At 58.2% G+C, this 24,584-nt stretch carries 22 protein-coding genes and 1 tRNA gene; 13 read left to right on the forward strand and 10 right to left on the reverse strand.

The genetic code is table 11. The annotated features are described in order from the left end of the window. Positions 1-2: 2 nt before the first annotated feature. The 3 genes from NW830_RS05040 to NW830_RS05050 form a co-directional block, all read right to left on the reverse strand. Positions 3-1,838, reverse strand: a complete 1,836-nt coding sequence (locus tag NW830_RS05040) for an NAD(P)H-quinone oxidoreductase subunit F (RefSeq protein WP_414360373.1) — start codon at positions 1,836-1,838, stop codon at positions 3-5. Between the two features lie 273 nt (positions 1,839-2,111). Next, positions 2,112-2,219: a photosystem II reaction center protein PsbM gene (gene psbM, locus NW830_RS05045; RefSeq protein WP_414360370.1), complete on the reverse strand. Its 108-nt coding sequence runs from the start codon at positions 2,217-2,219 to the stop codon at positions 2,112-2,114. A gap of 78 nt (positions 2,220-2,297) precedes the next feature. Beyond that, positions 2,298-2,594 (reverse strand): 2Fe-2S iron-sulfur cluster-binding protein, encoded by a 297-nt coding sequence (locus tag NW830_RS05050; protein WP_414360368.1) that lies wholly within the window; start codon positions 2,592-2,594, stop codon positions 2,298-2,300. A 357-nt stretch (positions 2,595-2,951) separates the two neighbouring features. Between NW830_RS05050 and psbB the strand changes: the two genes are divergently transcribed. The 3 genes from psbB to NW830_RS05065 all read left to right on the forward strand — a co-directional run bounded on the left by psbB (position 2,952) and on the right by NW830_RS05065 (position 5,232). Beyond that, positions 2,952-4,484, forward strand: a complete 1,533-nt coding sequence (gene psbB / locus NW830_RS05055; RefSeq protein WP_414360366.1) for a photosystem II chlorophyll-binding protein CP47 — start codon at positions 2,952-2,954, stop codon at positions 4,482-4,484. Positions 4,485-4,579: 95 nt separating this feature from the next. Next, positions 4,580-4,678 carry a photosystem II reaction center protein T gene (locus tag NW830_RS05060; protein WP_414360364.1) on the forward strand — a complete coding sequence of 33 codons (99 nt, stop codon included), beginning with the start codon at positions 4,580-4,582 and terminating at the stop codon, positions 4,676-4,678. A gap of 146 nt (positions 4,679-4,824) precedes the next feature. Next, on the forward strand, positions 4,825-5,232 hold the full coding sequence (locus NW830_RS05065) for a response regulator (protein ID WP_414360361.1): 408 nt from the start codon (positions 4,825-4,827) through the stop codon (positions 5,230-5,232). Here the strand turns inward: NW830_RS05065 and purQ are convergent, their stop codons facing one another. After that, positions 5,233-5,910 (reverse strand): phosphoribosylformylglycinamidine synthase subunit PurQ, encoded by a 678-nt coding sequence (gene purQ / locus NW830_RS05070; RefSeq protein WP_414360359.1) that lies wholly within the window; start codon positions 5,908-5,910, stop codon positions 5,233-5,235. It abuts the gene before it with no gap. A gap of 79 nt (positions 5,911-5,989) precedes the next feature. Beyond that, a complete protein-coding gene (gene purS / locus NW830_RS05075; protein ID WP_414360356.1) occupies positions 5,990-6,241 on the reverse strand; it encodes a phosphoribosylformylglycinamidine synthase subunit PurS in 252 nt (83 codons plus the stop codon). 62 nt (positions 6,242-6,303) lie between these two features. Between purS and NW830_RS05080 the strand changes: the two genes are divergently transcribed. The 4 genes from NW830_RS05080 to NW830_RS05095 all read left to right on the forward strand — a co-directional run bounded on the left by NW830_RS05080 (position 6,304) and on the right by NW830_RS05095 (position 10,656). Beyond that, positions 6,304-7,077 (forward strand): ABC transporter permease, encoded by a 774-nt coding sequence (locus tag NW830_RS05080; protein WP_414360354.1) that lies wholly within the window; start codon positions 6,304-6,306, stop codon positions 7,075-7,077. Between the two features lie 24 nt (positions 7,078-7,101). Next, positions 7,102-7,830: a 2-phosphosulfolactate phosphatase family protein gene (locus NW830_RS05085; RefSeq protein WP_414360352.1), complete on the forward strand. Its 729-nt coding sequence runs from the start codon at positions 7,102-7,104 to the stop codon at positions 7,828-7,830. Positions 7,831-8,070: 240 nt separating this feature from the next. Next, positions 8,071-9,177: an N-acetyl-gamma-glutamyl-phosphate reductase gene (gene argC / locus NW830_RS05090; protein ID WP_414360349.1), complete on the forward strand. Its 1,107-nt coding sequence runs from the start codon at positions 8,071-8,073 to the stop codon at positions 9,175-9,177. 30 nt (positions 9,178-9,207) lie between these two features. After that, positions 9,208-10,656 carry a hypothetical protein gene (locus tag NW830_RS05095; RefSeq protein ID WP_414360346.1) on the forward strand — a complete coding sequence of 483 codons (1,449 nt, stop codon included), beginning with the start codon at positions 9,208-9,210 and terminating at the stop codon, positions 10,654-10,656. Between the two features lie 42 nt (positions 10,657-10,698). Here NW830_RS05095 and NW830_RS05100 read toward each other — a convergent pair whose 3' ends face one another. From NW830_RS05100 to NW830_RS05115, 4 genes are all read right to left on the reverse strand, one after another. Beyond that, positions 10,699-11,538 (reverse strand): ABC transporter ATP-binding protein, encoded by an 840-nt coding sequence (locus tag NW830_RS05100; protein WP_414360343.1) that lies wholly within the window; start codon positions 11,536-11,538, stop codon positions 10,699-10,701. Between the two features lie 62 nt (positions 11,539-11,600). After that, positions 11,601-13,598 (reverse strand): nitrate ABC transporter ATP-binding protein, encoded by a 1,998-nt coding sequence (locus tag NW830_RS05105; RefSeq protein WP_414360341.1) that lies wholly within the window; start codon positions 13,596-13,598, stop codon positions 11,601-11,603. Positions 13,599-13,731: 133 nt separating this feature from the next. Beyond that, entirely contained in the window at positions 13,732-14,559 is an 828-nt protein-coding gene (ntrB, locus tag NW830_RS05110; RefSeq protein WP_414360339.1) for a nitrate ABC transporter permease, read from the reverse strand. A 424-nt stretch (positions 14,560-14,983) separates the two neighbouring features. Continuing rightward, positions 14,984-16,288 carry a CmpA/NrtA family ABC transporter substrate-binding protein gene (locus NW830_RS05115; RefSeq protein WP_414360336.1) on the reverse strand — a complete coding sequence of 435 codons (1,305 nt, stop codon included), beginning with the start codon at positions 16,286-16,288 and terminating at the stop codon, positions 14,984-14,986. A gap of 675 nt (positions 16,289-16,963) precedes the next feature. On the opposite strand from NW830_RS05115, the gene NW830_RS05120 reads away from it, so the two are divergent. The 5 genes from NW830_RS05120 (at position 16,964) to NW830_RS05140 (ending at position 21,619) form a co-directional block, all read left to right on the forward strand. Continuing rightward, a tRNA-Arg gene (locus tag NW830_RS05120) sits at positions 16,964-17,037 on the forward strand. Between the two features lie 119 nt (positions 17,038-17,156). Next, positions 17,157-19,631, forward strand: coding sequence for an ATP-dependent Clp protease ATP-binding subunit (locus tag NW830_RS05125; RefSeq protein ID WP_414360333.1), 2,475 nt, complete (start codon positions 17,157-17,159; stop codon positions 19,629-19,631). A gap of 123 nt (positions 19,632-19,754) precedes the next feature. Continuing rightward, positions 19,755-20,390: an ATP-dependent Clp protease proteolytic subunit gene (locus NW830_RS05130; protein WP_414360330.1), complete on the forward strand. Its 636-nt coding sequence runs from the start codon at positions 19,755-19,757 to the stop codon at positions 20,388-20,390. A 242-nt stretch (positions 20,391-20,632) separates the two neighbouring features. After that, positions 20,633-21,244 carry an ATP-dependent Clp protease proteolytic subunit gene (locus NW830_RS05135; protein WP_414360327.1) on the forward strand — a complete coding sequence of 204 codons (612 nt, stop codon included), beginning with the start codon at positions 20,633-20,635 and terminating at the stop codon, positions 21,242-21,244. Between the two features lie 57 nt (positions 21,245-21,301). After that, on the forward strand, positions 21,302-21,619 hold the full coding sequence (locus NW830_RS05140; RefSeq protein ID WP_414360324.1) for a hypothetical protein: 318 nt from the start codon (positions 21,302-21,304) through the stop codon (positions 21,617-21,619). Here the strand turns inward: NW830_RS05140 and NW830_RS05145 are convergent, their stop codons facing one another. Further along, the gene (locus NW830_RS05145; RefSeq protein WP_414360322.1) at positions 21,620-22,213 is read right to left on the reverse strand and encodes a chromophore lyase CpcT/CpeT; all 594 of its coding nucleotides are present in this window, start codon (positions 22,211-22,213) and stop codon (positions 21,620-21,622) included. A gap of 158 nt (positions 22,214-22,371) precedes the next feature. Between NW830_RS05145 and NW830_RS05150 the strand changes: the two genes are divergently transcribed. Then, positions 22,372-23,766 carry a malic enzyme-like NAD(P)-binding protein gene (locus NW830_RS05150; protein WP_414360320.1) on the forward strand — a complete coding sequence of 465 codons (1,395 nt, stop codon included), beginning with the start codon at positions 22,372-22,374 and terminating at the stop codon, positions 23,764-23,766. Positions 23,767-24,584 lie beyond the last annotated feature (818 nt).

Here is a 24,584-nt window from a genome sequence, read left to right on the forward strand (position 1 = left end):
CCCTAGAGAACCAGCCAACTCAGCAGGGCCACCCCCACCACAATGGTCAGCACATACGCCTGCAACTGACCGGAAGTGGTGTATTTCAAGACTTGTCCGCCCGCCAGCACGGCCAAGCTGGTCAAGTTCACCAAGCCGTCTACTACGTAGCGATCGAAGAGAGCCGTGACATTAGAGATGAGGCCCACCACAAACACCACGCTGGCGCGGTAGAGCTTGGGGGTGTAGAAATCGTTGGCCAACAGATCCTGCCAATCGGCCAAGAAAGCCCAGTTCACTGGCTGCCGCTCCCGCGGTAGGTACAGCCAAGCGCCTAAGGTGATGCCCACCAAGCTGGATCCTGTCATTACTCCCACAGGGATCCCTTCTAGGGCAGGGATGAGATCCAGAGCCGCGAGGATCATGGGGATGTGGAGGGTCACTCCCATGGTGACCGTGCTGGGCAACATCATCGGCCAGTGCACCTCCGGGGAACGCTCGCTCATCTGCTGCGGCTTTCCCCCCCAAACCAGGCCAAATACCCGGGTTAGGCCCAGCGCTGTCACCGCGTTGGTAACCAGCACTACTGCTGCCCACAGGGCTTGCCCCGCTTGGGCCAACTGCTGCCACAGATCTGTCAACACCCAGAAGCAGCCAAAAGGCGGCAGGGCCACCATACCGGCCATCCCTGTCAAAAAGCACAGACCAGAAATGGGCCGCCGCGACCACAGGCCTCCCAGGTAGCGCAGATCTTGGGTAATGCTGTTCCAGATCACCATACCCAGCCCCATCACCAGCAAGGCCATTGCTGGCGCATAGGTTAGCAGCAGCTCATAGGCTTGCTGGATATGGCCAGTGCCCACTGCTACAAAGACTAGGCCCATGTAGGCGCTCACCAGGTAGGACAAGGCTCGCTTAGCGTCAATTTGGGCCAGCGCCACGAAGGCTCCGCCTACCGCTGTTAGCCCGCCGATTGCTAGCATCACTTGCAACACCCTTGGAGAAAGCTCATAGAGGGGTTGCAAGCGAATCAACACCCAAGCTCCCGTGCCCACCACCACTGCATTGCGCAAGATTGAGGCTGGGATCGGCCCCTCCATCGCCTCATCCAGCCATAGGTGCAAAGGGAACTGGGCGCATTTGCCCACAGGGCCAGCCAGCAGCCCCAGCCCCACTAGGGTAATCAGGGTCGGATCCACAGGAACAGCTCCTGCTTTCACCGCCTCTGCCCAAGCTGTTAAGTCCTTAAACTCCCAGGAACCTGTCAGGGGGTAGAGGGCAATCACCCCCATCAAAAGCAGCAGGTCGCCGATGCGCTTAGTTAAAAAAGCATCCCGAGCCCCCGTCACCACTAGCGGTTGGTTATACCAAAAGCCCACCAACAGGTAAGTAGCGAGGGTTAAAATCTCCAGAAGGACGTAGCTAAAAAATAGGGAGTCACAGAGGGCCAGGGCGCACATCCCCCCTTCAAAAAAACCCAGCAAGGAGAAAAACCGCGCCCAGCCCCAGTCCATTTCCAGGTATCCAAAGGCATAAATCTGAGCCGCCAGGTTTAGCCCTGTCACTACTACGCAAGCCCCCAGCGTTACCGACGACACCTGTAGGGGGAGCTCCAACACCAGATCCCCCACCTTCAGCCAGGGCAGCCGAATCACCTGTGCCGGCTGATCCCAAATCGCCACGAGGGCTCCCACACTGTGCAGGAAGGCCACCAGCGTCAGCAGCGCGTTGAGATACCCTGCTGGACGCGGCCCCGTACGGCGGGTAATCCCGGGGGACCAAATTAGTGCTCCTGACCACCCCAACAACCCATAAAGGGGAATTAACCATGCAGTTGTGACCAGCCCGTCCAAACTCATAGCCCTCCTTCCGGTAGGGATCTCGCCTCAACCCAGGGTTGGCTGGGCTTTGCCAAATCTTTAAAAGCATCCTAGCGGCAAACTAGGATGGATGAAAATTAAGCTTACCGATGAACTCGATAGAAAAAGACTTCCTATGAGCTTAGAAAATTCCCTGCCTCTGCCTTTGAGGACCTTTCCTAGTCGGTTGTTGTCAAGTAGCTTTTTGGGGGCTTAGTAGGCCAAGCTTACCTAGCCTCGGCTACCCCAGCCAGGTGGCCAAAGCTTGCCTGATTAGTTTTCCGACTTGCTAGAAGTCTGTACGTACAGGATCACCAGGAAGATGGAAGGTACCAAAATGAGCAAAATAGTGGCCAAGATGCCTAGGTAGTTTGTCTCCATCGCCGCGCACGCTGCAAACCCAACTGGCAGCTAGCATACCATCCTCCGGTACGCCCTGCCCAAGGGGGCCAGCTGGCTCTAGGGCTTGGTCTTTACCGCAACGTTCCCCAAGACCTTCGTCTGGCAGGCAAGGCGATAGGTCTCGGGTTTGCGCTTGAGCTTGCGCTTTTCTTCCTCTGTCCGGGGCGAGAGGTTTTCCGCCCCCTCGACAATCTCCACCACACAGGTGCCACACTGGCCGTTGCCGCCGCAGTTAAGCAGCTTGGCCACCATCTTATAGAGGTCGATCTGGTTCTCCAGCGCCTTCAGGCGGAGGTTCGACCCTTCCGCGACGACAATCTCCCGGTTCTCGTTAACAAAGCGGATCGTTGCCATAGCCTTGCCAAAAACCCCAACGCCTTCCTCAGGTTAACCGAGGCGGAGCGATGTTGCTAAGTATTGTTACATCTTAAGTCAAGTTTTTAATCTTTGGCGAGAGATCGGCGAAGATGGTGCCAAATAAAGGGGCATCCTGCCTGAGGCCCCTCGGGTTGGTTGCGTTCCGTTATACTGTTTGAACTCCAGGAGGGAAACTCCGCAAGCGATACTCTGAGTGGGTGCGCCCCTAGGGGAGTTGGGCACGGCACCCCTCAAAGTGCAAGGGACTGCTCAGGTCAGGACCCAGCTGGAGAGTTGACTTCGTTTTTGGACGGGATATCGCCCAGGTGTTGAAAACGTGGAGGAGCAAGTTTTATGGGACTACCGTGGTATCGGGTCCACACTGTTGTACTGAATGATCCAGGCCGCCTAATTGCGGTACACCTAATGCACACTGCCCTGGTAGCGGGCTGGGCGGGCTCGATGGCGCTGTACGAGACGGCCATCTTCGACCCCTCAGATCCGGTCCTGAATCCAATGTGGCGTCAGGGCATGTTCGTCATGCCGTTTATGGTGCGGCTGGGGGTGGTTAACTCGTGGGGTGGATGGAACATCTATGGCGAGAGCGTTGCCAACCCGGGCTTCTGGACATTTGAGGGAGTAGCCACTGCCCACATTGTTCTTTCCGGGTTACTCTTTTTGGCTGCCTGCTGGCACTGGGTGTACTGGGATCTGGAGCTGTTCCGGGATCCCCGTACCGGCGAGCCAGCTCTGGACTTGCCAAAAATTTTTGGGATCCACCTGCTCTTGGCCGGGATCCTCTGCTTTGGCTTTGGCGCGTTTCACTTGACGGGGGTCTTTGGCCCAGGAATGTGGGTAAGCGACCCCTATGCCACAACAGGGCATGTGCAGCCGGTGGCGCCGGAGTGGGGGCCGGCAGGGTTTAACCCCTACAACGCTGGGGGGGTAGTAGCCCACCACATTGCTGCAGGGATCGTGGGCATTATTGCCGGTCTGTTCCACATTACAGTACGCCCACCCCAACGCCTCTACAAGGCTCTGCGCATGGGGAACATTGAGAGCGTGCTCTCCAGCTCGCTGGCAGCGGTATTCTTTGCTGGCTTTGTAGTGGCGGGGACCATGTGGTACGGCAGTGCCACCACTCCTGTCGAGTTGTTTGGCCCCACCCGCTACCAATGGGATTCCGGCTACTTCAACCAGGAAATTAACCGGCGCGTCAATGCCGCCGTGGAAGCTGGGATGACCCTTAGCGAGGCCTACAACTCTCTGCCTAAGTCGCTGCTTTTCTATGACTACATAGGCAACAACCCAGCCAAGGGTGGCCTGTTCCGGGCTGGCCCCATGAACAAAGGGGATGGCATTGCCATTGCGTGGCTAGGCCATCCAGTGTTCCGGGATCGCGAGGGGCGGGAGCTGACTGTGCAGCGCATGCCCACCTTCTTCGAGACTTTCCCTGTAATCCTGCGAGATGCCGATGGTGTGGTGCGGGCCGACATTCCCTTCCGCCAGGCCGAATCGCGCTACAGCTTTGAGCAGGTGGGCGTAACTGTGGAGTTCTACGGCGGCAAGCTGGATGGCCAGGTGTTTACCGACCCGCCAACGGTTAAGAAGTACGCCCGTATGGCCCAGTTGGGTCAGCTCTTTGAGTTTGACCGAGAAACGCCTAAGGCCGACGGCACCTTCCACACCAGTCCCCGCGGGTGGTTTACCTTTGCCCATGCAGTTTTTGCCCTGCTGTTTTTCTTCGGCCACATCTGGCACGGTGCCCGCACCCTCTTCCGGGATGTGTTCGCTGGTATTGACCCGAACATGAGCGAGGAGATGGTGGAATTCGGCGTCTTCCAAAAAGTGGGGGATCCCACCACTCGCAAAGTGCAAGAAGCCTAAAGCTTTCCCAACGTAGCCGCCAGCACTCTGCTTCCCTTTGGGGAGGGGGTGCTGGCGGCTCCAAAAGAGTAGGGAGAAAGTCGCTTGGAGGCTGTATGGAGACTATCACCTACACTGCTATCCTGTTTTTGACGTTAGGCCTTCTGTTTTTTGCTGTTGCTTTCCGCGAGACCCCCAAGATCCCTAAGAAGTAAACCTGCTGGGGGGATTCCTCCAGCTTTTCCCTAGGGTCTAAGGGTAGGGGAGGGGGCCGCTCAAATCCCTGGGCGAGGACAGTTGCCTCGACAGGGAGCGGGGGATTGCTACACTTCGTTTGGGGTGGTGCAAGCTGGGATCCAAAATGGCGAAGGTGCTGCTGGTGGAGGATGATCCAGCCAATGCCCGTGTTTTCGAGAAGGTGCTGCGGCGGCGGGGCGGGTTTGAGGTTCTTCACAGCCAGGACGTAGAGCAGATCCTGCAGCTGGCCCAAGCCCGGGAAGTAGACGTCATCTTGCTGGATGTCTCCCTCTCCCAGAGCACCTTTCGTGGCGAGGCAGTGGATGGGATCCGCATTGCCCAACTGTTGAAGGGGGATCCCCGAACAAGCTCCATCCCCATCCTCTTGGTAACGGCCCATGCCATGCGCGGCGACCGCGAGGCCTTTTTGGCCCAGAGCGGAGCGGATGGCTATATTGCTAAGCCAGTGGTGGATCACGAGGAGATGGTCAACCAAGTGCGCCAGGTGTTGGCTCAGGCCCAGCAGTCCTAGTCAACTGGCAAGACTGGTTACGATGGACTGCCAAAAAGGGATCCCGTCCCGCCCTGGCAAATCGGGATCTGCTGCTCGCTCCGGGTGGGGCATCAGGCCAAGGATGCGGCCGCTGGGGTCGCAGATACCGGCGATGTTGTCCACCGAGCCGTTGGGGGCGATGGGATGGTAGCGGAAGACAATCTGGCCCCGGTCTTGCAGCTGCTTCAGGGTATCGCCATCGCAAACGTAGCGGCCTTCTCCATGGGCAATGGGCAAGGTTAGGGTGGCTCCGCAGGGGTAAGCCCTTGTCCAGGCCAGATCTTGCCGCTCCACGCGGATCCCTACCCGGTCGCAGATAAAGTGCAGGTTGGCGTTGCGCACCAGCGCCCCCGGCAGCAGGCGCGCCTCCGTCAAGATCTGAAAGCCGTTGCAAATGCCCAGGACATAGCCCCCCCGAGCTACGTGCTCGGCCAGGGATCCCATCACTGGCGCAAAACGGGCCAGCGCCCCGGCTCGTAGATAATCCCCGTAGCTGAAGCCCCCTGGCAGCACCACCACATCCAGCCCTGACAAATCGGCTTCCCGATGCCAGATGAGTCGCGTCGGACAGCCCAAGAGGCCGCGGGTTACCCAAGCTACATCTCGGTCGCAATTGGAGCCGGGGAAAACGACAATGCCAAACCTTACCTTGGTCATGGGGATCCCTTGCTGGCAGAAAAGACAAAAAGGTGGTGAGAGCAACGCTAGAGAGCCCCTCCAGGAGAGGCTGGACCTCTCAAACAGGATCTATTTGGATTTGATAGGTCTCGATTACCGGATTGACTAGCAGTTGATGGCACAGCTGGTGCACCTGCTCTCGGGCACTCTCGGCGTCAGGGGCCTCTAGCCGCAGTTGGATGTGTTTGCCAATGCGCACCCCCTGCACCTGGGTGTGCCCCAACTGGTGCAAGCTAGCCTGGAGAGCAGCCCCGGCAGGATCAAGGACCGAGGGGCGGAGGTGAATCTGGATCTGGGCCTGGAACTGCATAGAATAAGGGCTGGATTTGCTACAAGTGTACAGTTGATTGTCCCTGCCTTCGGGCTAAGTCTATGGATGTGGCGCGAGTGCTGGCCATTGCCCACAACGCTTTCCGGGAAACGATTCGGGATCGCATTCTCTATCTGGTGATGGTGTTTGCGGTGGCCATGCTGGGGGCCATCGTTTTCATCCCCCAGGTAGCCAACCAAGCCCACCACAAAATCATTGCCGATTTGGGCCTAGCTGCCATTCACTTTCTGGCGCTGGTGGTGGCCATTTTCGTTGGCACGGGAATGGTTCACAAAGAAATCGAAAGGCGCACGGTCTATGTGCTGATTGCCAAGCCTATGAGCCGGGCGGAGTTCATCGTCGGCAAGCACCTGGGTCTGTCGGTGCTGCTGTCGGTGCTGCTAGCAATGATGACGGCCATCTTTTTGCTGAGCCTGCTGGTGGTGCAGGCCCCCATTTCCCCCTGGGCGGTTCTCTGGGCAACCGTCTTCACCTTTCTGGAACTGGTGCTGATTGTGGCGGCAGCGCTGCTGTTTGGAGTTTTTACCTCTCCGATTTTGGCCACCCTCTACACAATTGCCCTGTTCATCATGGGCCACGCCAGCCGCGCCCTGCTGCAGTTAAGCAGGCTGGTGGAAGAGGCAGGTTTTGGCAAGGTGTTTGAGGTCATTTACTTGGTCTTGCCCGATCTGGAGCGCCTCAATCTAAGGGATGCTGCCGTCTACGGCCAAATCCCCCCGCCCACCCAGCTCCTTGGTGATGCGCTCTACAGCCTGATCTACACCGTCTTGCTGCTCATTTTGACGGTGGTGGTGTTTGCCCGGCGTGAGTTCTAATTTGGGGCACTAGTTGAACTTCTCATGCGATTCTTCCACTTCCATACCCCTGAGCAAGTGCCGCCGTCAGGGATCCCAGCCTGTGCGGTAGCCATCGATGTGCTGCGGGCCACCACCACCATCGCCACAGCCCTAGCTGCAGGGGCAGAGGCCGTTCAAGTGTTTGCCGATTTGCAGTCCTTGCAAGCGGCCAGCCAGAGCTGGCCAGCCTCCAAGCGGCTCTTGGCGGGGGAACGAGGCGGCAAAGCAGTGGCAGGGTTCGATCTGGGCAACTCCCCCCGCGAATACACCCCTGAGCGTGTGCGGAACAGGCGCATCTTGATGAGTACCACCAACGGCACCCGCACCCTTCAGCGCTTGGAAGGGATCCCGGTGGTGCTCACAGCGGCCCTGGTGAACGTGGGAGCGGTGGTGGAGTTCCTCAGGCGAGGAGCTTTTGCCGAGGTGTGGCTGGTGGGATCCGGCTGGGAAGGGGCTTTTGCCTTGGAAGACACTGCCTGTGCGGGGGCCATTCTGCACTGCCTGGGCTGCTCGTGGGAGCAGTTGGGCAACGACGAAGCAGTGGCCGCCCTGGCTGTGTACCAAACCTGGCAGGACGACCTGTTGGGGTTGCTGCGGCGCTCCAGCCATGGACAGCGGCTACTGGCAATTAGCCCCGAAAACGACAGCGATCTGGCCTACTGTGCCGAGTTGGATCGGCTCTCAGTGGTGCCCCGGCAGGTTCAGCCTGGCGTTTTGACCCTCGCCGGCTAGCTGGCCTGGGGTGTCTCGGCAGCAATAGTCGAAGCCGGCGGCCCCTCCTGCCCTACTCCCGGGGTCAACCGTGAAACGCCTCTCCAAAGACAAACCTCTCCTCCTGGTTTTAGCGGCGGTCGAATAAGGGCCTTCGGAGTCGAGTGACCCCCAGGCGGGTTCAAGCAATGCAGCGGCAACTGGGATAGACAAATGCGATAAATAGTAAGGCAAGCCGTCAATTTTGTGCAGGCAGCCCCCATGGCCACTACGGCGCCTCGTTCTCTTCCTCCCACTGATCCCGTCCGCGTTGCCATCGTCGGGGCCTCCGGGTATGGAGGGGTGCAGCTGGTGCGGCTGCTTAGCGAACACCCCGGCGTGCAGATTACCTACCTGGCCGGTCAAGACAGCGCCGGCAAGCGCTACGGGGATCTCTACCCCCACCTAGCGCAGGCGGTTGATCTGACCATTCAGCCAGTGGATGTGGAGGCCATTGCCGCTAGCAGCGACGTTGTCTTTTTATCTCTGCCCAATGGCCTGGCGGCAGACCTAGCGCCGCCTTTGCTGGCCAAGGGGTGCAAAGTCCTAGATCTCTCGGCGGATTACCGCTTTCGCAACCTGGCCACCTACCAATCCTGGTATCGCCTGGGCCAGACGGATCCCAACTGGCCTAGCCCTGCCTACCGCCAGGCCAACGAGCAGGCGGTTTACGGGCTGCCGGAACTCTACCGGGAGGCTATTGCCCAAGCCCAACTGGTAGCCTGCCCCGGCTGCTACCCCACGGCCTCCCTTCTAGCAGTTGCCCCCTTGCTGCGGCAAGGGTTGGTGGAGCTGGACAGCTTGATTTTTGATGCCAAGTCCGGCGTCTCCGGGGCGGGCCGCACCCCCAAGCTGGGATCCCTCTTTGCCGAGGTGGACAGCTCGCTGGGTGCCTATGGCGTGGCCCAACACCGCCACACACCCGAGATCGAGCAGGCCTGCTCCGACCTCACCCACACCCCCATCACTGTGCAATTTACGCCCCACCTGGTGCCAATGGTGCGGGGCATCCACGTGACCTTGTATGCCAACCTGCGGGATCCTGGTCTGGTGGGCGAGGATCTCATCACCATTTACAACGCCTTCTACCGCCAATCCCCCTGGGTTAAGGTACTGCCCCACGGCGTTTATCCGCAAACCAAGTGGGTGGCTGGCACCAACACCTGCATGATTGGGGTGGAGGTGGATACTCGCACCAACCGGGTGATTGTCCTGTCGGTCATCGACAACCTCATGAAAGGGCAAGCCGGGCAAGCGGTGCAATGCCTCAACCTGATGATGGGGTGGCCGGAAACCTTGGGTTTGCCGCGGCTCGCCTTCTACCCCTAGCTACAATGCCGGTAATTCCCTGAGGTGCCCATGCCTGAGCTTTCGGATCCCGTCTTCTCCCCCAATCTCGATCCCAGCGCTGCCCCATCCGCTGCGCCGGCGAACTCTCCACCTTCGTGGGCCAGAGCTGGGGATCTAAACTGGGAGGAGCTGTGGCGGCAACTGGAGGCGGGCTGGCAGGAGCTGCCCCGACGCTCCGAAGAAACAGTGCAGCAGACCCTAGCTCGTTTGCAACTGGAGTGGGGTGGCTTGTGCCGCGAAGCAAGGGATCGGCTACAGGCAACTCTGGACAAAGCCAGAGCCACAACCTCTCCAGAGCCCCTCCAGCAAGAACTGCAAGCGCTTTTGCCTCTGCTCAACCCCAGCCAATGGGAGGTGGTCATCGGCTCTCTGGAACGGGCTGCCGACCGAGCCTGGGTGGCCAGCCTGCTCTATCACAGCCTGCAGGAGCCAACCCATCCCAGGGCAGAAACCAACGGCATCCCTGCCTGGGCGGGGGTGTTGACTGCTGAGCAGCGCTCCGCCCTGGTGGCAATGAGCCTGCGGGCCTATGGCAACAGCCGCCTACCTTTGGTCATGGACAAAAGCGGCGAGATCCACGTGAAAGCCTCAGCCGCCCTCTTGGCCGTCCTCATTGCCATCGAGATCGGCAGCGTGGGATCCGCAGGCGCCCTCTCGTTGCTGGGTACACCAGAGTTGCGCAAGCTCTTGAATGCCGAGGGCAAGCTGCGGCGCAGCATCTTAAAACAGGGGCGAACTGCCCTCACCGAAGAGGAATGGCAAACCCTGCGCCAGTGGCTGGATCCCAAGGGATCCCCGCCCGACTGGTACCTCTCCCTCACCCAAGTGGGGATCCAAACCACGCAGGTGGGGGAGTATCTGGCGCGGCGGCTGCGGGAGTTGTTCCAGAGCGAGTGGATCAAGCTGGTGATCCCCCCGCTGTACCACTTGGTTATCGATGCAGGGCGGCTGTTGACGGGAGAAGTGTTTCTCAGCGTGGGCACCACCCTAGAAGCGGCTTTGGAGTCAGCAGAAGCCGAACGACGACTGGAATTGCTGCTGCAAGCTTTGCCCCAGGCCCGGCACATTCCCAGTCCCGAGCGCATCCAAGCCGCCCTTCCCGCCGTCGTAGAGGCTGCTGAGACAACCCTCAGGCCACTGCTGGGGCGCCAGTTGATGACGGTGGCCGACATCTTCGATCCGCCCCTTCGCAACGAAAGCCTCAACGAATTGGGGCGGCAACTCAACCTCTGGAATCCCTTGCAGTTTTTGCTCACCTGGGGCACGGCTGGCTGGCTGGAGGCTCTGCTAGATGAAATCAAGGAATTGCAGCAGACCTACCCGGAAATGCCTCTGTGGGAGAGCTATCGCCAGGGGGTTGAGACGGCAGTGCAAGCGCCGCGGGTGATGGATCAGGCGGAAGCCTTGCGCCTGACTGCCAAGAGCTTGGATCCCAAGATAGAGCCCCTAGACGACTGATCCTTACCCGCTTGGCCAAAGAGCCTCTACCTGAGGGCGTAGTCACAGGTGGGCCGCCTCAGGGTTGGCCTCGTGCCCGTAGAGGTAGCTGAGGACGGAGTTGCGCAGGCGATAGTACTGGGGATCCTCAAGCATTCGCTCGCGGTCGCGAGGACGCGGGAAGGGAATAGAGATGATTTGCCCGATGGTAGCCGCAGGGCCACTGGTCATCAAGACCAAACGGTCGGCCAAAAACAGTGCCTCGTCAATGTCATGGGTGATCATCAAAACTGTGCAGCGATGTTCCTCCCAAATGCGCAGCAGCTCCTCCTGAAGTTCTTCTTTGGTGATGGCATCCAAAGCCCCAAAGGGTTCATCCAAAATCAGCACTGCTGGGCGGATTGCCAAGGCACGGGCAATGGCCACCCGCTGTTTCATCCCTCCGGAAATTTGCGGAGGATATTTCTGGGCTGCTTCCCCCAGTCCCACCAAATTTAGGTGTTCTTCTACAATTTGATGCTTTTCTGACTGGCTCTTTTGGGGAAACACCGCCTGAACAGCCAAGTAAACATTTTCATAAACTGTGAGCCAGGGCAAAAGAGAGTAATTCTGAAACACCACCATGCGATCTGGCCCAGGAGCTGTAATTGGCTGGCCTTTAAGCTTCACCGAGCCGCTGGTGGGCTGGGTAAAGCCAGAAACCATATTCAGCAGGGTGGTTTTGCCACAGCCGGAATGCCCAACGATGCAAACAAATTCTCCTTCACAGACGCTGAGGTTGATATCGCGCAATACGGGATACTCCCCCTTAGGAGTTGGGTAAGTCTTGCTGACATTCTCAAGGGTTAAGTAGGGCTCTGCGGCTGTGGCTGCTGGGGTAGAGGTTGTCAAGAGAGCAGTCATCGTGGGGTGCTCCAATTCATCGTTTTCTCACAACTGGGAACATGCTTTTGCCAAGGAAATCTCTAGAGCAACACGGGACGACGATCCCAAGCAACCTCGGCCACGTAGATGTCGTGCTTAATTGCCAGACTGTTGAGGTAAGCCAAGGGATCCTCACCATTAAAAGGGATCCCGTCGAACAATTGAATGGGCTGGCGTTGGTAAGACACATCCAGCCCCAGCTCGCGGGCCGCCGTACTGAAGACTCCCACCTGACACACCCGCTCCACGATCTCTACCCAGTTGCGCGGGAAGGGCAGATCCCCCCAGCGGGCCATTTGCGTCATCATCCACAGATGCTCAGTGCGGCTGGGACGGTTGCCGGCGCCCAGAAAGAAGCGGTGGTGGGCATATTCCCGCATTGGCATGTCTAGGTCACAGAGCAGGCGCTGGGGATCCCCCAGCTGAATGTAGGAAGGATCAGTGCTCAGGTAGGCGCGGCGGCTGAGCAGCTCGCGAATCTCGTCGTGGTGGGCCGGATCTTCACAGTAGCGACAGGCTTCCAGCAGCGCTTTCACCAGGGCAATGTGGGTATTGGGATAGGCCCTAGCCCAATCCTCCCGCACCCCCAACACCTTGCCGGGGTGGCCGGGCCAGATTTCCAGATCGGTAGCCACCACAAAACCGCTGCCCTCCAGAGCGGCCCGCAAGTTCCAAGGCTCTCCTACACAGTAGCCGTCGATGTTGCCGGCTGTTAGGTTGGCCACCATCTGGGCCGGGGGCAGGGTTTTCAGCACAACATCGCGATCCGGGTGGATCCCGCCGGCTGCCAGCCAATAGCGCAGCAGCAAGTTGTGCATGGAACTGGGATGCACCACTCCAAAGGTTAGCCGACGGCTGGGGCTATCTAAGATGTAAGCCCTCAACTGGCTCAGCGTGTGGATCCCTTGCTCGTAGAAGCGCCTGTGCAAGGTAATGGCATTGCCGTTGCGGGTCAAGGTAAGGGCAGTCACCACCGGCTGAGGCGGATTGTCCCCGCCGCCCAGAGACATCCACACCGGCATACCGGCAGGCATGAGGGCCGCATCCAAGTAACCTTCCTGGATGCCGTCTTGGATCCCTCGCCAACTGGTTTCCCGCACCAGATTGACTTCTTCCAGGCCGTGTTTGGCAAAAAACCCCTTTTCTTTGGCCACCGCCAGCGGGGCGCAGGCGGTCAGGGGCACAAAGCCAATCTCCAAGTTGATCTTTTCCAAACCGTGCCTAGCCACCACGGTGCTGCGGCGGGCCCGCCACTGCTTGATCCGTTTTTGCTGGTTCAAAAAGTAGATAATCTCGCTGCGATAGCTGTAGTAGCTGGGGTGATTGACCACCTCCAACCGGCGGCGGGGGCGGGGAATATCGATGGTTAAAATGTTGCCAATTCGGGATCCTGGCCCGTTGGTCAGCATCACCACCCGATCCGAGAGCAGGACAGCTTCATCCACATCGTGGGTAACCATAAGGGTGGTCACGTGATGTTCTTCGCAGATGCGCATCAACTGCTCCTGCAAATTTCCTCGGGTAAGGGCATCCAAAGCGCCAAAGGGCTCGTCCAACAACAACACCTTGGGCCTTACCGCCAAAGCGCGAGCGATGGCTACCCGCTGCTTCATACCCCCTGACAGTTGCGCTGGGAACTTATCCGCCGCCTGCCGCAAACCAACCAGATCGATATGTTCTTCGACAATCTGCCGACGTTCTGCTGGGGAGTAGTTTTTCAGCACAGCGTCTACCGCCAGGGCAATGTTTTGCCGAACCGTTAGCCAGGGCAAAAGGGAGTAATTCTGAAACACCACCATGCGATCGGGGCCGGGAACGGTGATGGTGTGTCCATCCAAAGCCACGATCCCTCCAGTAGGTAAAGACAACCCCGCCACCATGTTCAACAGGGTGGACTTGCCGCAGCCGGAGTGGCCGATTAAGGAGACAAACTCCCCGCGGTGAATTTGGAGATCGATCCCTTTAAGAGCAATGTATTCCTGCCCCCCAGGTAGACCAAAGGTTTTTTCCACTTGCTCTAGACTAACCAATACAGACACAGCAGACCTCCCCACCTGTGGATAACCTCAACTTGCTCAGCAACTTGACCCCAGACCTCACCCCCAAGCTAAGTGCTGCAAAGGGGTTTTTGTGCGGTCTACTCTTGGAATAACAGCTCTGCAAAAAAGGACTCTAGCGGTTGGCTAGCTTATTTTGCAGGGCAGCCACCAGTCGATCCAGAAGCAAGCCCACCGCCCCAATGTAGATGACAGCAACGATGATCTCAGTTACATAGTTCTGCTGGTAGGCATCCCAGATAAAAAAGCCGATCCCTGGCACGCCAGACATGACAATTTCTGCAGCAATAATTGCCAGCCAGGAGAGGCCGATGCCAACTCGCAAACCTGTGAACATGTAGGGCAAAGCAGAGGGCAACAGCACTTTAAAAAAGAAGTCTATCTTGGAAAGCCTCAACACTCTAGAAACGTTGATGTAGTCTTCCGGAATCTGCCTTACCCCCACTGCTGTGTTAATCAAAATGGGCCAGATAGAGGTGATGAAAATAACAAACAGGGCAGCCGGCTCATTGCGCTGCAAAGCCGCCAAGGAGATGGGCACCCAAGCCAAGGGAGCCACCATGCGCAAAAACTGGAAGATGGGATCCAAAGCGCGGTTGATCCACTCGTTGCTGCCCACCAAGATCCCCAGGGCAATGCCCACCAAGGCAGCGCTGCAGTAGCCAATGGCAACCCTTTGCAGGCTGGCCAAAGTTTGCCGCAGCAGTCCTTGGTCGAGGTCGCTATTGTAGTACAGAGGATGCAGGATTAGATAACGGCTGCGCTCATCCATCCAAACCTCCCATGGCCCCGGCAGCCGGATCAGGTTGGCGCTGGACAAAAGTTGCCAGATTAACAAAAATCCCGCAATGCCAACTACGGGAGGGAGGATCTGATCCCGATACTTGGCAAAGTCGAACTTGGCCGTTGAAGACTTTGGCGGAGAAGGAAGTGTCGTCGTCATGGCTCCTAGAGAGGATAGGGTTTTACAAAGTGCTGGCAACAGAGCACGAACTTGGATCAGCTTTGCCTCTTCCTTGGACGGGCAAACATAAGGACTGCAAGCTCGACAAAACTCTCACAACAATCAGCAAAATCAGCACCCCCATCGCTATCGAGAGGATAAGCTTGTCCCAGCAGGGCTGGGCCGGTCTCTCGAAGCAGGGATCCCTGGAGTATTCCCGCGGAACGTGAAGTAGAGCCAACATGGCCGATCCTCACCCCAGCGTTTAGAATTCTTCATCAGAACTCTTCAAAAGGCGCAAGGCTAACAGTTTAACTCGAGGGGAGCGGGCAGCTTGGCCCAGCTTTTTTAACTCAATAGACTCCCGCAAATGGGCTAGATCTCTGCTACACAAGAAGCACGTCTATGTTGACCTGAGCCGAGACTAGGCCCTCTTGATTTTCAGGCTGTTCAAGTAGGCCTGGGGATCTTGAGGGTCAAACACCACCCCATCGAAGAAACGCTCCGTTCCCCGCGAAGTGCTGGTGGGAATGTTCTTCACTCCCAAAGCCTGAGCCGCCTCCCGCCAGAGATCTTCGCGGTTGACCTCATCCACCAGACGGCGGGCAGTATCCAGATCCTTGAGGAAGCGGGCGTGGAAGCCCCAACGCAGCGATTCGGTCAAGAACCACAGGTCATGGCTCTTGTAGGGATAAGAAACGCTGCCCCGCCCATCTTCCCAGTACAGGGGCCCGGCGTTGAAATCTTGAACCGCCGGCTTGCCGTCTCCCAGGTCATACTTGCCCTGGAAAGGAGGCGTGAGAACCTTGGCCGGCACGTTGAGATAGGCGCGCCCCGAGAGAATGCGCACCAACTCTTCACGGTTGGCCGGATCGTCGCACCATTGCTGCGCTTCCATGACCGCCATCAGGACAGAGCGGGTGGCTTTGGGGTTTTTTTCCACCCAGTCGGCACGAATGGCCAGGTATTCCTCGGGGTGAAAAGGCCAAATCTGCTGCGTGAGGGCTGCCATAAAGCCGATCCCATCGGCCACAATTCGGTAGGGCCAGGGATCCCCGGTGCTGAAAGCATCCATGGTGCCATTGCGCATCCCCTGCACCGTTTCAGCCGAGGGCACTGTCAATAGCTCAATGTCTTGATCCGGATCTACGCCCCCCGCGGCCAGCCAGTAGCGGATCCAAAAATCTTGATTGGCGTTGGGAAAAGTGTAGGCAGCTTTGAACTTGCGTCCTTTGGTGGCGCTGAAATTTTTGATGTAGTCCGCAGCTCCGGAAACATCCAGCCCCAGACCCTTGCCGGCGTGCATTCCCGCAATGGCAATCCCGTTGCCTTGGGTGTTTAACTGACACAGAACCGCCATGCGCACCGGTTGGTTGTTGGTGATGGCGCCGATGTGGATCAGATGGGGCATCGGCATCTGCCACTGGCCGCCGTCAATGCCCCCACCCGCCGAGCCGATCACCACATTGTCCCTCGCTGCCGGCCAACTGGCCTGCTTCAGCAGTTCTACGCCGGTCATGCCGTGCTTGGCGAAAAAGCCCTTCTCCTTGGCGATGATCAGGGGGGCAGCCTCCACAATTGGAATAAAACCTAGCCTGAGGTTAGGGGTTTCCGGGCCGCTGGCTTGGGCAACCCAGTAGCCCGTCCTGGCCCGTGCTAGGCCGCCACCCACAAGCCCACCCACTGTGACTGCACCCGCAGACAACAAAAAGTTGCGACGTGATGTCATGATCACCTCATCTCCGAGAGAAGAAAATATGTGCATGCCAAGGGAAGCCTTTCTAGGGCAAGCCGCTAGACCGACAGATTTCCCTCGTAAAGAAATCCTTAAAGCTCAGCTTGGTTGACATCCTAAAAGCAGACAGGCATAGAAACAATACAATCATTCTTTTGGTACTCATAGGTATTTCTCTATCCTCTAGGGATTCTCGAGGGAGTTGCTCTCCAGGGGCAAGGTGCCCTAAGCAAAACGGCTTAGCGGATGGGGGATCCCTGCCCCATGCTGGCTATCACCGGGATGGCGGCGCCGAGCTGTTTTTTGAAGGTTGGTAGAGCCGTGTCACCTTGCCCAGGGATCCCTCCCTCAGCTTTGCCTTCATGTACGCCACTGATCCCAAGCAAAGAGGTATGGCACAGGTGTTGGGGTCCGACGAGAGGCTATAGAGCGGCGCACCTTCCCCAAGCTGCGGTGCTTCTGTGGGCCAGTTCAACCCCCCTGGCCTTAGGGCACGTAGGGATAGCCCTGGGAGTCTGGTCTGCCCCTCAAGGGGGAGAGAAGTTCCAGGATCCTGGGCCAGGACATTGGTGAACGTGGGCGGATACCTACACCGCTGTTGGACTTTTCTGTGCTACAATGCTTAAGCCGCGTTAGATGTCCCTCTCTAGCGTGGTTAGGTGAACTCTTGCGCCTGTAGCTCAGTGGACTAGAGCACGTGGCTACGGACCACGCGGTCGGGAGTTCAAATCTCTCCAGGCGCGTTCTAGGCCCAGATGATTCTTCGTCTGGGGTGTTTACCATACCGTGGTTGGCCTGAATCCTGTGTTAGGATCAGGCCTATCAGGTCCGCCTTGATGCAGGCGTAGGGAGCCCGAGGATCATGTTTGAACGCTTTACGGAAAAGGCCATCAAGGTGATCATGCTGGCCCAAGAGGAGGCCAGACGGCTAGGTCACAATTTTGTTGGCACTGAGCAAATTTTGTTGGGGTTAATTGGTGAGGGCACGGGGATTGCCGCCAAGGTCCTCAAGTCCATGGGAGTCAACTTAAAAGACGCCCGAATTGAGGTCGAAAAAATTATCGGCCGAGGATCTGGCTTTGTGGCTGTCGAGATCCCCTTTACTCCCCGGGCCAAGCGAGTGCTGGAGCTCTCCCTAGAAGAGGCACGCCAGCTTGGCCACAACTACATTGGCACTGAGCACCTACTGCTGGGCCTGATCCGAGAAGGGGAGGGAGTAGCTGCCCGAGTTCTGGAAAACCTAGGGGTGGATCTGGCCAAAGTGCGCACCCAAGTCATCCGCATGCTGGGCGAAACCGCCGAAGTAACAGCAGGGGGTGGCTCCTCCAGCCGCACTAAGACACCCACCCTGGATGAGTTTGGTACCAACCTGACTCAGCTGGCTCAGGAAGGGAAGCTGGATCCGGTGGTGGGTCGGACGCGGGAGATCGAGCGGGTAATCCAGATCTTGGGCCGCCGTACCAAGAACAACCCTGTCCTCATTGGTGAGCCAGGGGTGGGCAAAACTGCCATTGCCGAAGGTTTGGCCCAGCGCATTGTGCAAGGCGATGTGCCTGACATCTTGGCCGACAAGCGAGTAATCAGCTTGGATATCGGCCTGCTGGTGGCTGGCACCAAGTACCGCGGCGAGTTTGAAGAGCGCCTCAAGAAAATCATGGATGAGATCCGCAACGCTGGCAACATCATCCTGGTCATCGATGAGGTGCACACGCTGATTGGAGCCGGGGCGGCGGAGGGTGCCATCGATGCTGCCAACATCCTTAAGCCTGCCTTGGCCCGCGGCGAGCTGCAGTGCATTGGTGCCACCACGCTGGATGAGTACCGTAAGCACATTGAGCGGGATCCCGCTCTAGAGCGCCGCTTCCAGCCCATCATGGTGGGCGAGCCGAGTGTGGCTGAGACCATTGAGATTCTCTATGGCCTGCGGGAGCGCTATGAGCAGCACCACAAGCTGAGGATCTCCGATGCCGCTCTGGAAGCGGCGGCCAAGTTGGCCGATCAGTACATCTCCGACCGGTTCTTGCCGGACAAGGCTATTGACCTCATCGACGAAGCAGCTTCGCGGGTGCGCCTGATCAATTCCCAACTGCCGCCAGCAGCGCGAGAGCTCGATCAGGAGCTGCGGCGGGTTCTCAGGGAAAAAGATGCCGCAGTGCGAGCCCAGGACTTCGACAGGGCAGGTGAGCTGCGGGATCGGGAGATGGAGATCAGGCAGCAGATCCGCGCCATCGCAGCGGCCAAGAAAGCCGAAGACAGCAGCCGCACGGAGATGCCAGAGGTCACCGAGGAAGATGTGGCCCAGGTGGTGAGCGCCTGGACAGGGGTGCCGGTGGCCAAGCTGACCGAGAGTGAATCGGAGAAGCTGCTGCATATGGAGGAGACCCTGCACCAGCGCATCGTCGGTCAAGATGAGGCGGTGCGGGCCATCTCTCGCGCTATTCGTCGCGCTCGCGTGGGGCTGAAAAATCCCAATCGCCCCATCGCTAGCTTCATCTTCTGCGGCCCAACTGGGGTGGGCAAAACTGAGCTGACCAAGGCCTTGGCAGCCTACTTCTTCGGCTCCGAGTCGGCCATGATCCGGCTCGATATGTCGGAGTACATGGAGCGGCACACGGTCAGCAAGCTAATTGGATCCCCGCCTGGCTATGTGGGCTACAACGAGGGAGGCCAGCTCACGGAAGCGGTGCGGCGGCGCCCTTACACGGTGGTGCTTTTTGACGAGATTGAGAAAGCCCACCCGGACGTGTTTAACCTGCTGCTGCAGATTCTCGAAGATGGCCGCCTGACAGATGCCAAAGGTCGCACGGTGGACTTCAAGAACACGTTGATCGTGATGACCTCTAATATTGGCTCCAGGGTCATCGAGAAGGGTGGCGGCAGCCTCGGCTTCGAGTTCAATGCCAACGAGGAAGAGGCCAACTACAACCGCATCCGCAACCTGGTGCACGAAGAGCTGAAGCAGTACTTCCGCCCCGAGTTCCTCAACCGGGTGGACGAGGTTATCGTCTTCCGGCAACTGACTAAGGACGAGGTGAAGCAGATCGCCGACATCCTGCTCAAGGAAGTGTTCGACCGCATGAAGGAGAAGAAAATTCACCTCACGGTCAGCGATCGCTTCAAAGACCTGCTGGTGGAGGAGGGCTACAACCCCAGTTACGGGGCACGTCCGCTGCGCCGGGCCATCCAGCGCCTGTTGGAAGACCTGCTGGCAGAGGAGATCTTGACTGGCCGCGTCAAAGAGGGATCCGAAGTCCTCATCGACGTGGACGAGGAGCGCAAGCCCAAGGTGCTGGTCACGCAGGCAGAGCCGGTGCTCTTGCCACAGGGAGCCGAGTAATCGGTAGCTTGGGCTTCGGCTCTGGTTACCGGACAAGGGATCCGTTGCCGCTCCCGGATCCCTTGTTCCTAACTTCCCCTCTTTATCCTTAAGTCAAGGGATTGGCTCTAGGAGAACTCTGGCATGGTGCAATCTACCTACTACTACTACGGCGGCGCTCCGGTTCGGACACCGCCCCCTGATTTGGCTTCCCTGCTGCTCCAGGAGCGCATTGTCTACCTGGGTCTACCTCTAGCGGAAGAGTCGAATGCCAACGTTACCAAGCTAATCATTGAGCAACTGCTGTATTTGCAGTACGAGGATCGGGAAAAGCCGATCAAGATGTACATCAACTCGACAGGCACCTACAACTATGACACGGCAGCGTTTGCTATTCTGGACACCATGAACTACATCAAGCCGCCAGTGCATACCATCTGTATTGGCAATGCTGTTGGCATGGCGGCCATGCTGTTAGCAGCGGGTGCCAAGGGGTTCCGGGCCAGTCTACCCAACGCCACGATTGTGCTGCACCAGCCCTACGGAGGCACACGTGGACAGGCCAGCGACATTGAAATTCGTACCCGTGAGATTCTAACCCTCCGCAACATGATGCTGGAGGAACTCTCCCGCAGCACAGGACAGCCTGTGGAGCGCCTCAAAAAGGATACGGAGCGGCTGTTTTTCATGACACCGGAAGAGGCCAAGGCCTACGGCCTCATTGACCAGGTGCTGACCAGCTCCAAAGGCTTGCCAAAGCTGGCAGCAGCCAAAAACTAAGGTGGAGGGATCCGTCGATGGCTCAAGTTCCGGTGTAGGGATTCTTACTGCAAAATTGCTCAGCCTTTTCCCCCGGCCGAGGTTGGAGCTTGGAAGACCTGCGCTGTACTGGGTTGGCGGCCAACAACGAGGTCAAGACTAGCTCCAAGGGAGTGGTTTCCTTGGTTTTGCCCCAGCTAGACTTAAAGGCGGGAGCAGTTTTGCAAGTGTGCCATTCTGGGTAGTTTTGCTAGGAGATCTTCATGCCGATTGGAGTGCCTCGCGTTCCCTACCGTTTGCCCGGTGAGCCTTACACCCAGTGGATTAGCCTTGATGATCGCCTCTACCAGGAGCGAATCCTGTTTATTGGCGAGCCGATTGATGACAGCTTGGCCAATACCATTGTGGGGGTGATGCTCTACCTCAATTCCCAGGATCCCCAAAAAGATATTGTGATGTACATCAACTCCCCCGGTGGCTCTGTAACAGCGGGGATGGCTATTTATGACACCATGAACCACGTCAAGCCGGACATTGTGACTGTCTGCGTGGGCCAAGCGGCTTCAATGGCGGCCTTTTTGCTGGCTGCCGGCACCAAGGGAAAACGCTTTGCCCTACCTCATGCTCGCATCATGTTGCACCAGCCTTCGCTGGGACTGATCCAAGGCCAAGCCAGCGACATTGAAATTCGCGCCCGCGAAACACTGCGGGTCAAACGCCGCATGAACGAGCTCTTGGCGCAAATGACTGGCCAGCCCCTGGAGAAAATTGAGCGGGACGTGGAGCGAGATTTCTACCTCTCGGCTACAGAAGCCCAGGCTTATGGAATCGTTGACCGGGTAATCCAGGAGCGCTCGGAAGCTGTGGCTAGCTAACCTAGCCAGGCAGCAGTCTGCTCCCGAGAGGCCAAGAAGGCCAGGAAAAGGGGTGGGATGAGCCGACAGTTCTGGAGGGTGGGACTGGGTAGCTGCGTCGGCTGGTTGCTGCTTGGGCTAGATCCCTGCGGCCCAGCCTGGTCGTTACCCCCGGCTTCTGAGATTCCAGAGGAGGTGTTGCGGGCCCAGCCCAGCCTGGACACCCGCTCACCAGTTGATAACCAACCCCTCTCTGCCACTGAAGCGCAGGAGTTGCAGGCGCAGCTGGCAACTCGTCCCGCTACGGGATCAGTTTCGCCAAGGGTGGAGCGCCTGATCTTTTTACTCAAGCTGCGCAAAGGGGTTCGCGACTTGTTTCCCTTTTTGCTCCCCTAACTATTTCCAAAGGCGGGGCGGGATCCCTTTCTGGTAGCGGTAGGGGCCGGCGCGGGATCCCCAAGTTTGTTGACCACTGGTGGCGTCAAAGCCGCGATCCCAGGTGATGAATTCCTGGGCCGTGAGGTCAAATTCAATATGGATATAGGTGCTGTCGCCGGGGTTAAGGCGACAGGCTCCCCCGGGCAGCATCTCGCCGTGAAAGCAGCCTGGGTGTTTCTCCACCAAAATACGACAGCCGGGCAAGTGCTCCAGGTCGGACAACGAAAGCTGCGCCAAGCGCTGCGGCTCCTGGGAGGCGCCTGCCCAAGCTGCTTGATCCCGTAACTTATAGTTCTCAATCCGCAAGGGATCGGCCAACACCTGCAGCACTCGGCTGCGGTAAAATCGGCCCGGTGTGTGCTCGTTAAATTGCTCGGTAAAAAAGCCGATTCCTTCTGAAAAGAGGTGGGGAAGGCGCACGTACCAAAGGCTCACCGGCACAAACCACACGGGCTCTGCCATTGCTTGGGCGCGGTTGCTATAGTAACCTTCCAGCCAATCGGCAAAAGTATTGAGGTCGGAATCGGCAGTTGCCGCAGCAGAGGTTGTCATATGCAGGAAGGAGGGTTGCCTGTCTGCAGGATTTCTCGATCCTACGCTTATTCCATCGATTCAGAGGGAGAAGGGAGTTGAGGATCGGCGCAACCAGAGGGCTCAGCGTTGAGGAGTTTGCTCTGCTGAAAGCAATTTTTCTTCTACCATAGAAAGCTATGGCAAAACTCACCCCCAGCTCCAGCTACAGCATTGCCCTACGCCTACGTCTGCCCAACCAGCCGGGGGCGCTGGCCCGTGTTACCCAAGCCATTGCCGAGGTGGGAGGCAGCCTCAGCCAGATTGACCTTATCCACCAATCGGCAGCCGAAACGGTACGGGAAATCTGCGTGGATGCCGTTAGCAGCGAGCACGCCCAGCAAATTCACGCTGCTGTTGCCTCTTTGCCCAACGTGAAGGTGGAGCGGGTGGTGGATCGCACCTTTGAGCTGCACCGGGGAGGAAAGCTACAGGTGGTGGCCAAAAGCCCCCTGGAGAGCGCCGCCGATCTGGCCATGGCCTATACCCCGGGTGTGGGTCGGGTGGCCCTGGAGATTGCCGCCGATCCCAGTGCTGTCTATGAATACACCATCAAAGGCAATTGCGTTGGCATTGTTACTGACGGCAGCGCCGTGCTGGGCCTGGGAAATATCGGCCCAGAGGCCGCTCTGCCGGTGATGGAGGGGAAGGCAGCTCTGTTTAAGCGCTTTGCCGATATCGATGCTTTCCCCCTCTGCCTGGCTACCCAGGATGTGGGAGAAATCGTGGAGACAGTGGTGCGCCTGGCGCCGGGGTTTGGCGGCTTTAACCTGGAGGACATCAGCGCCCCCCGCTGCTTTGCCATCGAGTCCCAGCTCAAGGCCCGTCTCAGCCTGCCAGTGTTCCACGACGATCAACACGGCACCGCCATTGTCGTGCTGGCCGCCTTGCTGAACGCCTTGAAGGTGGTCAAAAAAAGCCTAGACGAGGTGCGCATTGTCCTCAACGGGGCAGGAGCAGCCGGGATTGCGGTAACGCAACTGCTGCGGCGGGCTGGGGCAGCCCATATCGTGGTCTGTGACCGCCAAGGGATCCTCAGCCGCTCCCGCACCGACCTCACCCCCGAGAAAGCTGCCATTGCCGTTGAGAAGAGTGGATCCCTGGCAGATGCCTTGGTGGGGGCAGATGTGTTCATTGGGGTGAGCGTGGCCAATGCCTTGACCCCAGAGATGGTGGAAAAAATGGCGCCGGATCCCATTGTCTTTGCTCTAGCCAACCCGGTGCCAGAGATTCAGCCGGAGGTGGTGAGCGATCGGGTGGCGGTGATGGCCACCGGGCGCAGCGACTACCCCAACCAGATCAACAATGTGTTGGCCTTTCCGGGGGTATTTCGCGGTGCTCTGGATTGCCGCGCCAAGCAGATCAACATCGAGATGTGCCTGGCTGCCGCCCAGGCCATCGCCAATTTGATCCCACCTGAAGATTTGGATCCCCAGTGGATCATTCCCTCCGTCTTCGACGGGCGGGTAGTTCCCCAGGTGGCTGCCGCCGTGATCCAGGCTGCCCGCCAAACAGGAGTGGCCGGGATCCCTTGAGGGTTGCCCAGGCGGCCCTCCTTTAGGGCAACTGTGGGCAACGAAGAAGTTGCGGGCAGACAGTCCGTTGGCGGAGGAAAACCTTACCAAAAGCGGGTGGAAGGCAGCATCCGCTTGCATCAGTGGTCTGCAGGCTCCTAAAGCGTCAACCCCTTAGGTAGCAAACCATTGCAACTGCAATTTATTCACGTCCTAGCACTGCGCGGAAGCAAGCTGGCAGTGCAGGGAAGATCTCAACATACCGAGCATCAATTTTGTCGGAAATGGCCTGGGGGACGCTTTAGAGCAGCAAATGCGGCAACGTTGAAGTCTACTTTCTTTTTTGGATCCCTTGTAACTTAACAACCCTTCAAGCTTTCTTCCTTCTTTGTGTAGTATTTTGCGCAGACCTCACTGACTTCATCGATTACCCTGAGTTTTAGGTTTCTGATCACTCAGCACTCCCAATGGACATACGTAAGCCGCTCTACGTCCACATCGTCACCACGCTCACCGCTGCTAGCATTGCCGCTTTGCCTCAGTCTGACCTCGGCAGAGCCCTCAGAGTGGCTCTGGTGGTTGGAGCCGGGAACGCAGTAGCCTCGAGGGTTGCTTGGTCTTCTGCCCGAGACAGGGATCGGCGAGTGCAAAGCCTCCAAGCAGAGATTGAAGAGCTACAGGACCAGTCTGCGCGGAAGGAGGAAAGATGGCAGGGTCTCGTCGGAGACTTGTCCCGGCAAGTCCAGGCCAGAGAGGAGGAGTTGCAGAACCGGCAAGCGGAACTGACAGAGCTCCAAACCCAGCTTCAGCAGAGCAGCAAGCAAGTCCAAGATCTGGAA

Origin of the sequence: Synechococcus sp. OH30, assembly GCF_047462175.1 — a bacterium.
Classification (GTDB): Bacteria; Cyanobacteriota; Cyanobacteriia; order Thermostichales; family Thermostichaceae; genus Thermostichus.

What these genes read in the sequence shown, in the direction of transcription:
- NW830_RS05040 (WP_414360373.1), bottom strand. Translation starts at nt 1,838, where the DNA reads ATGAGTTTGGACGGGCTGGTCACAACTGCATGGTTAATTCCCCTTTAT.
- psbM (WP_414360370.1), bottom strand. Translation starts at nt 2,219, where the DNA reads ATGGAGACAAACTACCTAGGCATCTTGGCCACTATTTTGCTCATTTTG.
- NW830_RS05050 (WP_414360368.1), bottom strand. Translation starts at nt 2,594, where the DNA reads ATGGCAACGATCCGCTTTGTTAACGAGAACCGGGAGATTGTCGTCGCG.
- psbB (WP_414360366.1), top strand. Translation starts at nt 2,952, where the DNA reads ATGGGACTACCGTGGTATCGGGTCCACACTGTTGTACTGAATGATCCA.
- NW830_RS05060 (WP_414360364.1), top strand. Translation starts at nt 4,580, where the DNA reads ATGGAGACTATCACCTACACTGCTATCCTGTTTTTGACGTTAGGCCTT.
- NW830_RS05065 (WP_414360361.1), top strand. Translation starts at nt 4,825, where the DNA reads ATGGCGAAGGTGCTGCTGGTGGAGGATGATCCAGCCAATGCCCGTGTT.
- purQ (WP_414360359.1), bottom strand. Translation starts at nt 5,910, where the DNA reads ATGACCAAGGTAAGGTTTGGCATTGTCGTTTTCCCCGGCTCCAATTGC.
- purS (WP_414360356.1), bottom strand. Translation starts at nt 6,241, where the DNA reads ATGCAGTTCCAGGCCCAGATCCAGATTCACCTCCGCCCCTCGGTCCTT.
- NW830_RS05080 (WP_414360354.1), top strand. Translation starts at nt 6,304, where the DNA reads ATGGATGTGGCGCGAGTGCTGGCCATTGCCCACAACGCTTTCCGGGAA.
- NW830_RS05085 (WP_414360352.1), top strand. Translation starts at nt 7,102, where the DNA reads ATGCGATTCTTCCACTTCCATACCCCTGAGCAAGTGCCGCCGTCAGGG.
- argC (WP_414360349.1), top strand. Translation starts at nt 8,071, where the DNA reads ATGGCCACTACGGCGCCTCGTTCTCTTCCTCCCACTGATCCCGTCCGC.
- NW830_RS05095 (WP_414360346.1), top strand. Translation starts at nt 9,208, where the DNA reads ATGCCTGAGCTTTCGGATCCCGTCTTCTCCCCCAATCTCGATCCCAGC.
- NW830_RS05100 (WP_414360343.1), bottom strand. Translation starts at nt 11,538, where the DNA reads ATGACTGCTCTCTTGACAACCTCTACCCCAGCAGCCACAGCCGCAGAG.
- ntrB (WP_414360339.1), bottom strand. Translation starts at nt 14,559, where the DNA reads ATGACGACGACACTTCCTTCTCCGCCAAAGTCTTCAACGGCCAAGTTC.
- NW830_RS05115 (WP_414360336.1), bottom strand. Translation starts at nt 16,288, where the DNA reads ATGACATCACGTCGCAACTTTTTGTTGTCTGCGGGTGCAGTCACAGTG.
- NW830_RS05125 (WP_414360333.1), top strand. Translation starts at nt 17,157, where the DNA reads ATGTTTGAACGCTTTACGGAAAAGGCCATCAAGGTGATCATGCTGGCC.
- NW830_RS05130 (WP_414360330.1), top strand. Translation starts at nt 19,755, where the DNA reads ATGGTGCAATCTACCTACTACTACTACGGCGGCGCTCCGGTTCGGACA.
- NW830_RS05135 (WP_414360327.1), top strand. Translation starts at nt 20,633, where the DNA reads ATGCCGATTGGAGTGCCTCGCGTTCCCTACCGTTTGCCCGGTGAGCCT.
- NW830_RS05140 (WP_414360324.1), top strand. Translation starts at nt 21,302, where the DNA reads ATGAGCCGACAGTTCTGGAGGGTGGGACTGGGTAGCTGCGTCGGCTGG.
- NW830_RS05145 (WP_414360322.1), bottom strand. Translation starts at nt 22,213, where the DNA reads ATGACAACCTCTGCTGCGGCAACTGCCGATTCCGACCTCAATACTTTT.
- NW830_RS05150 (WP_414360320.1), top strand. Translation starts at nt 22,372, where the DNA reads ATGGCAAAACTCACCCCCAGCTCCAGCTACAGCATTGCCCTACGCCTA.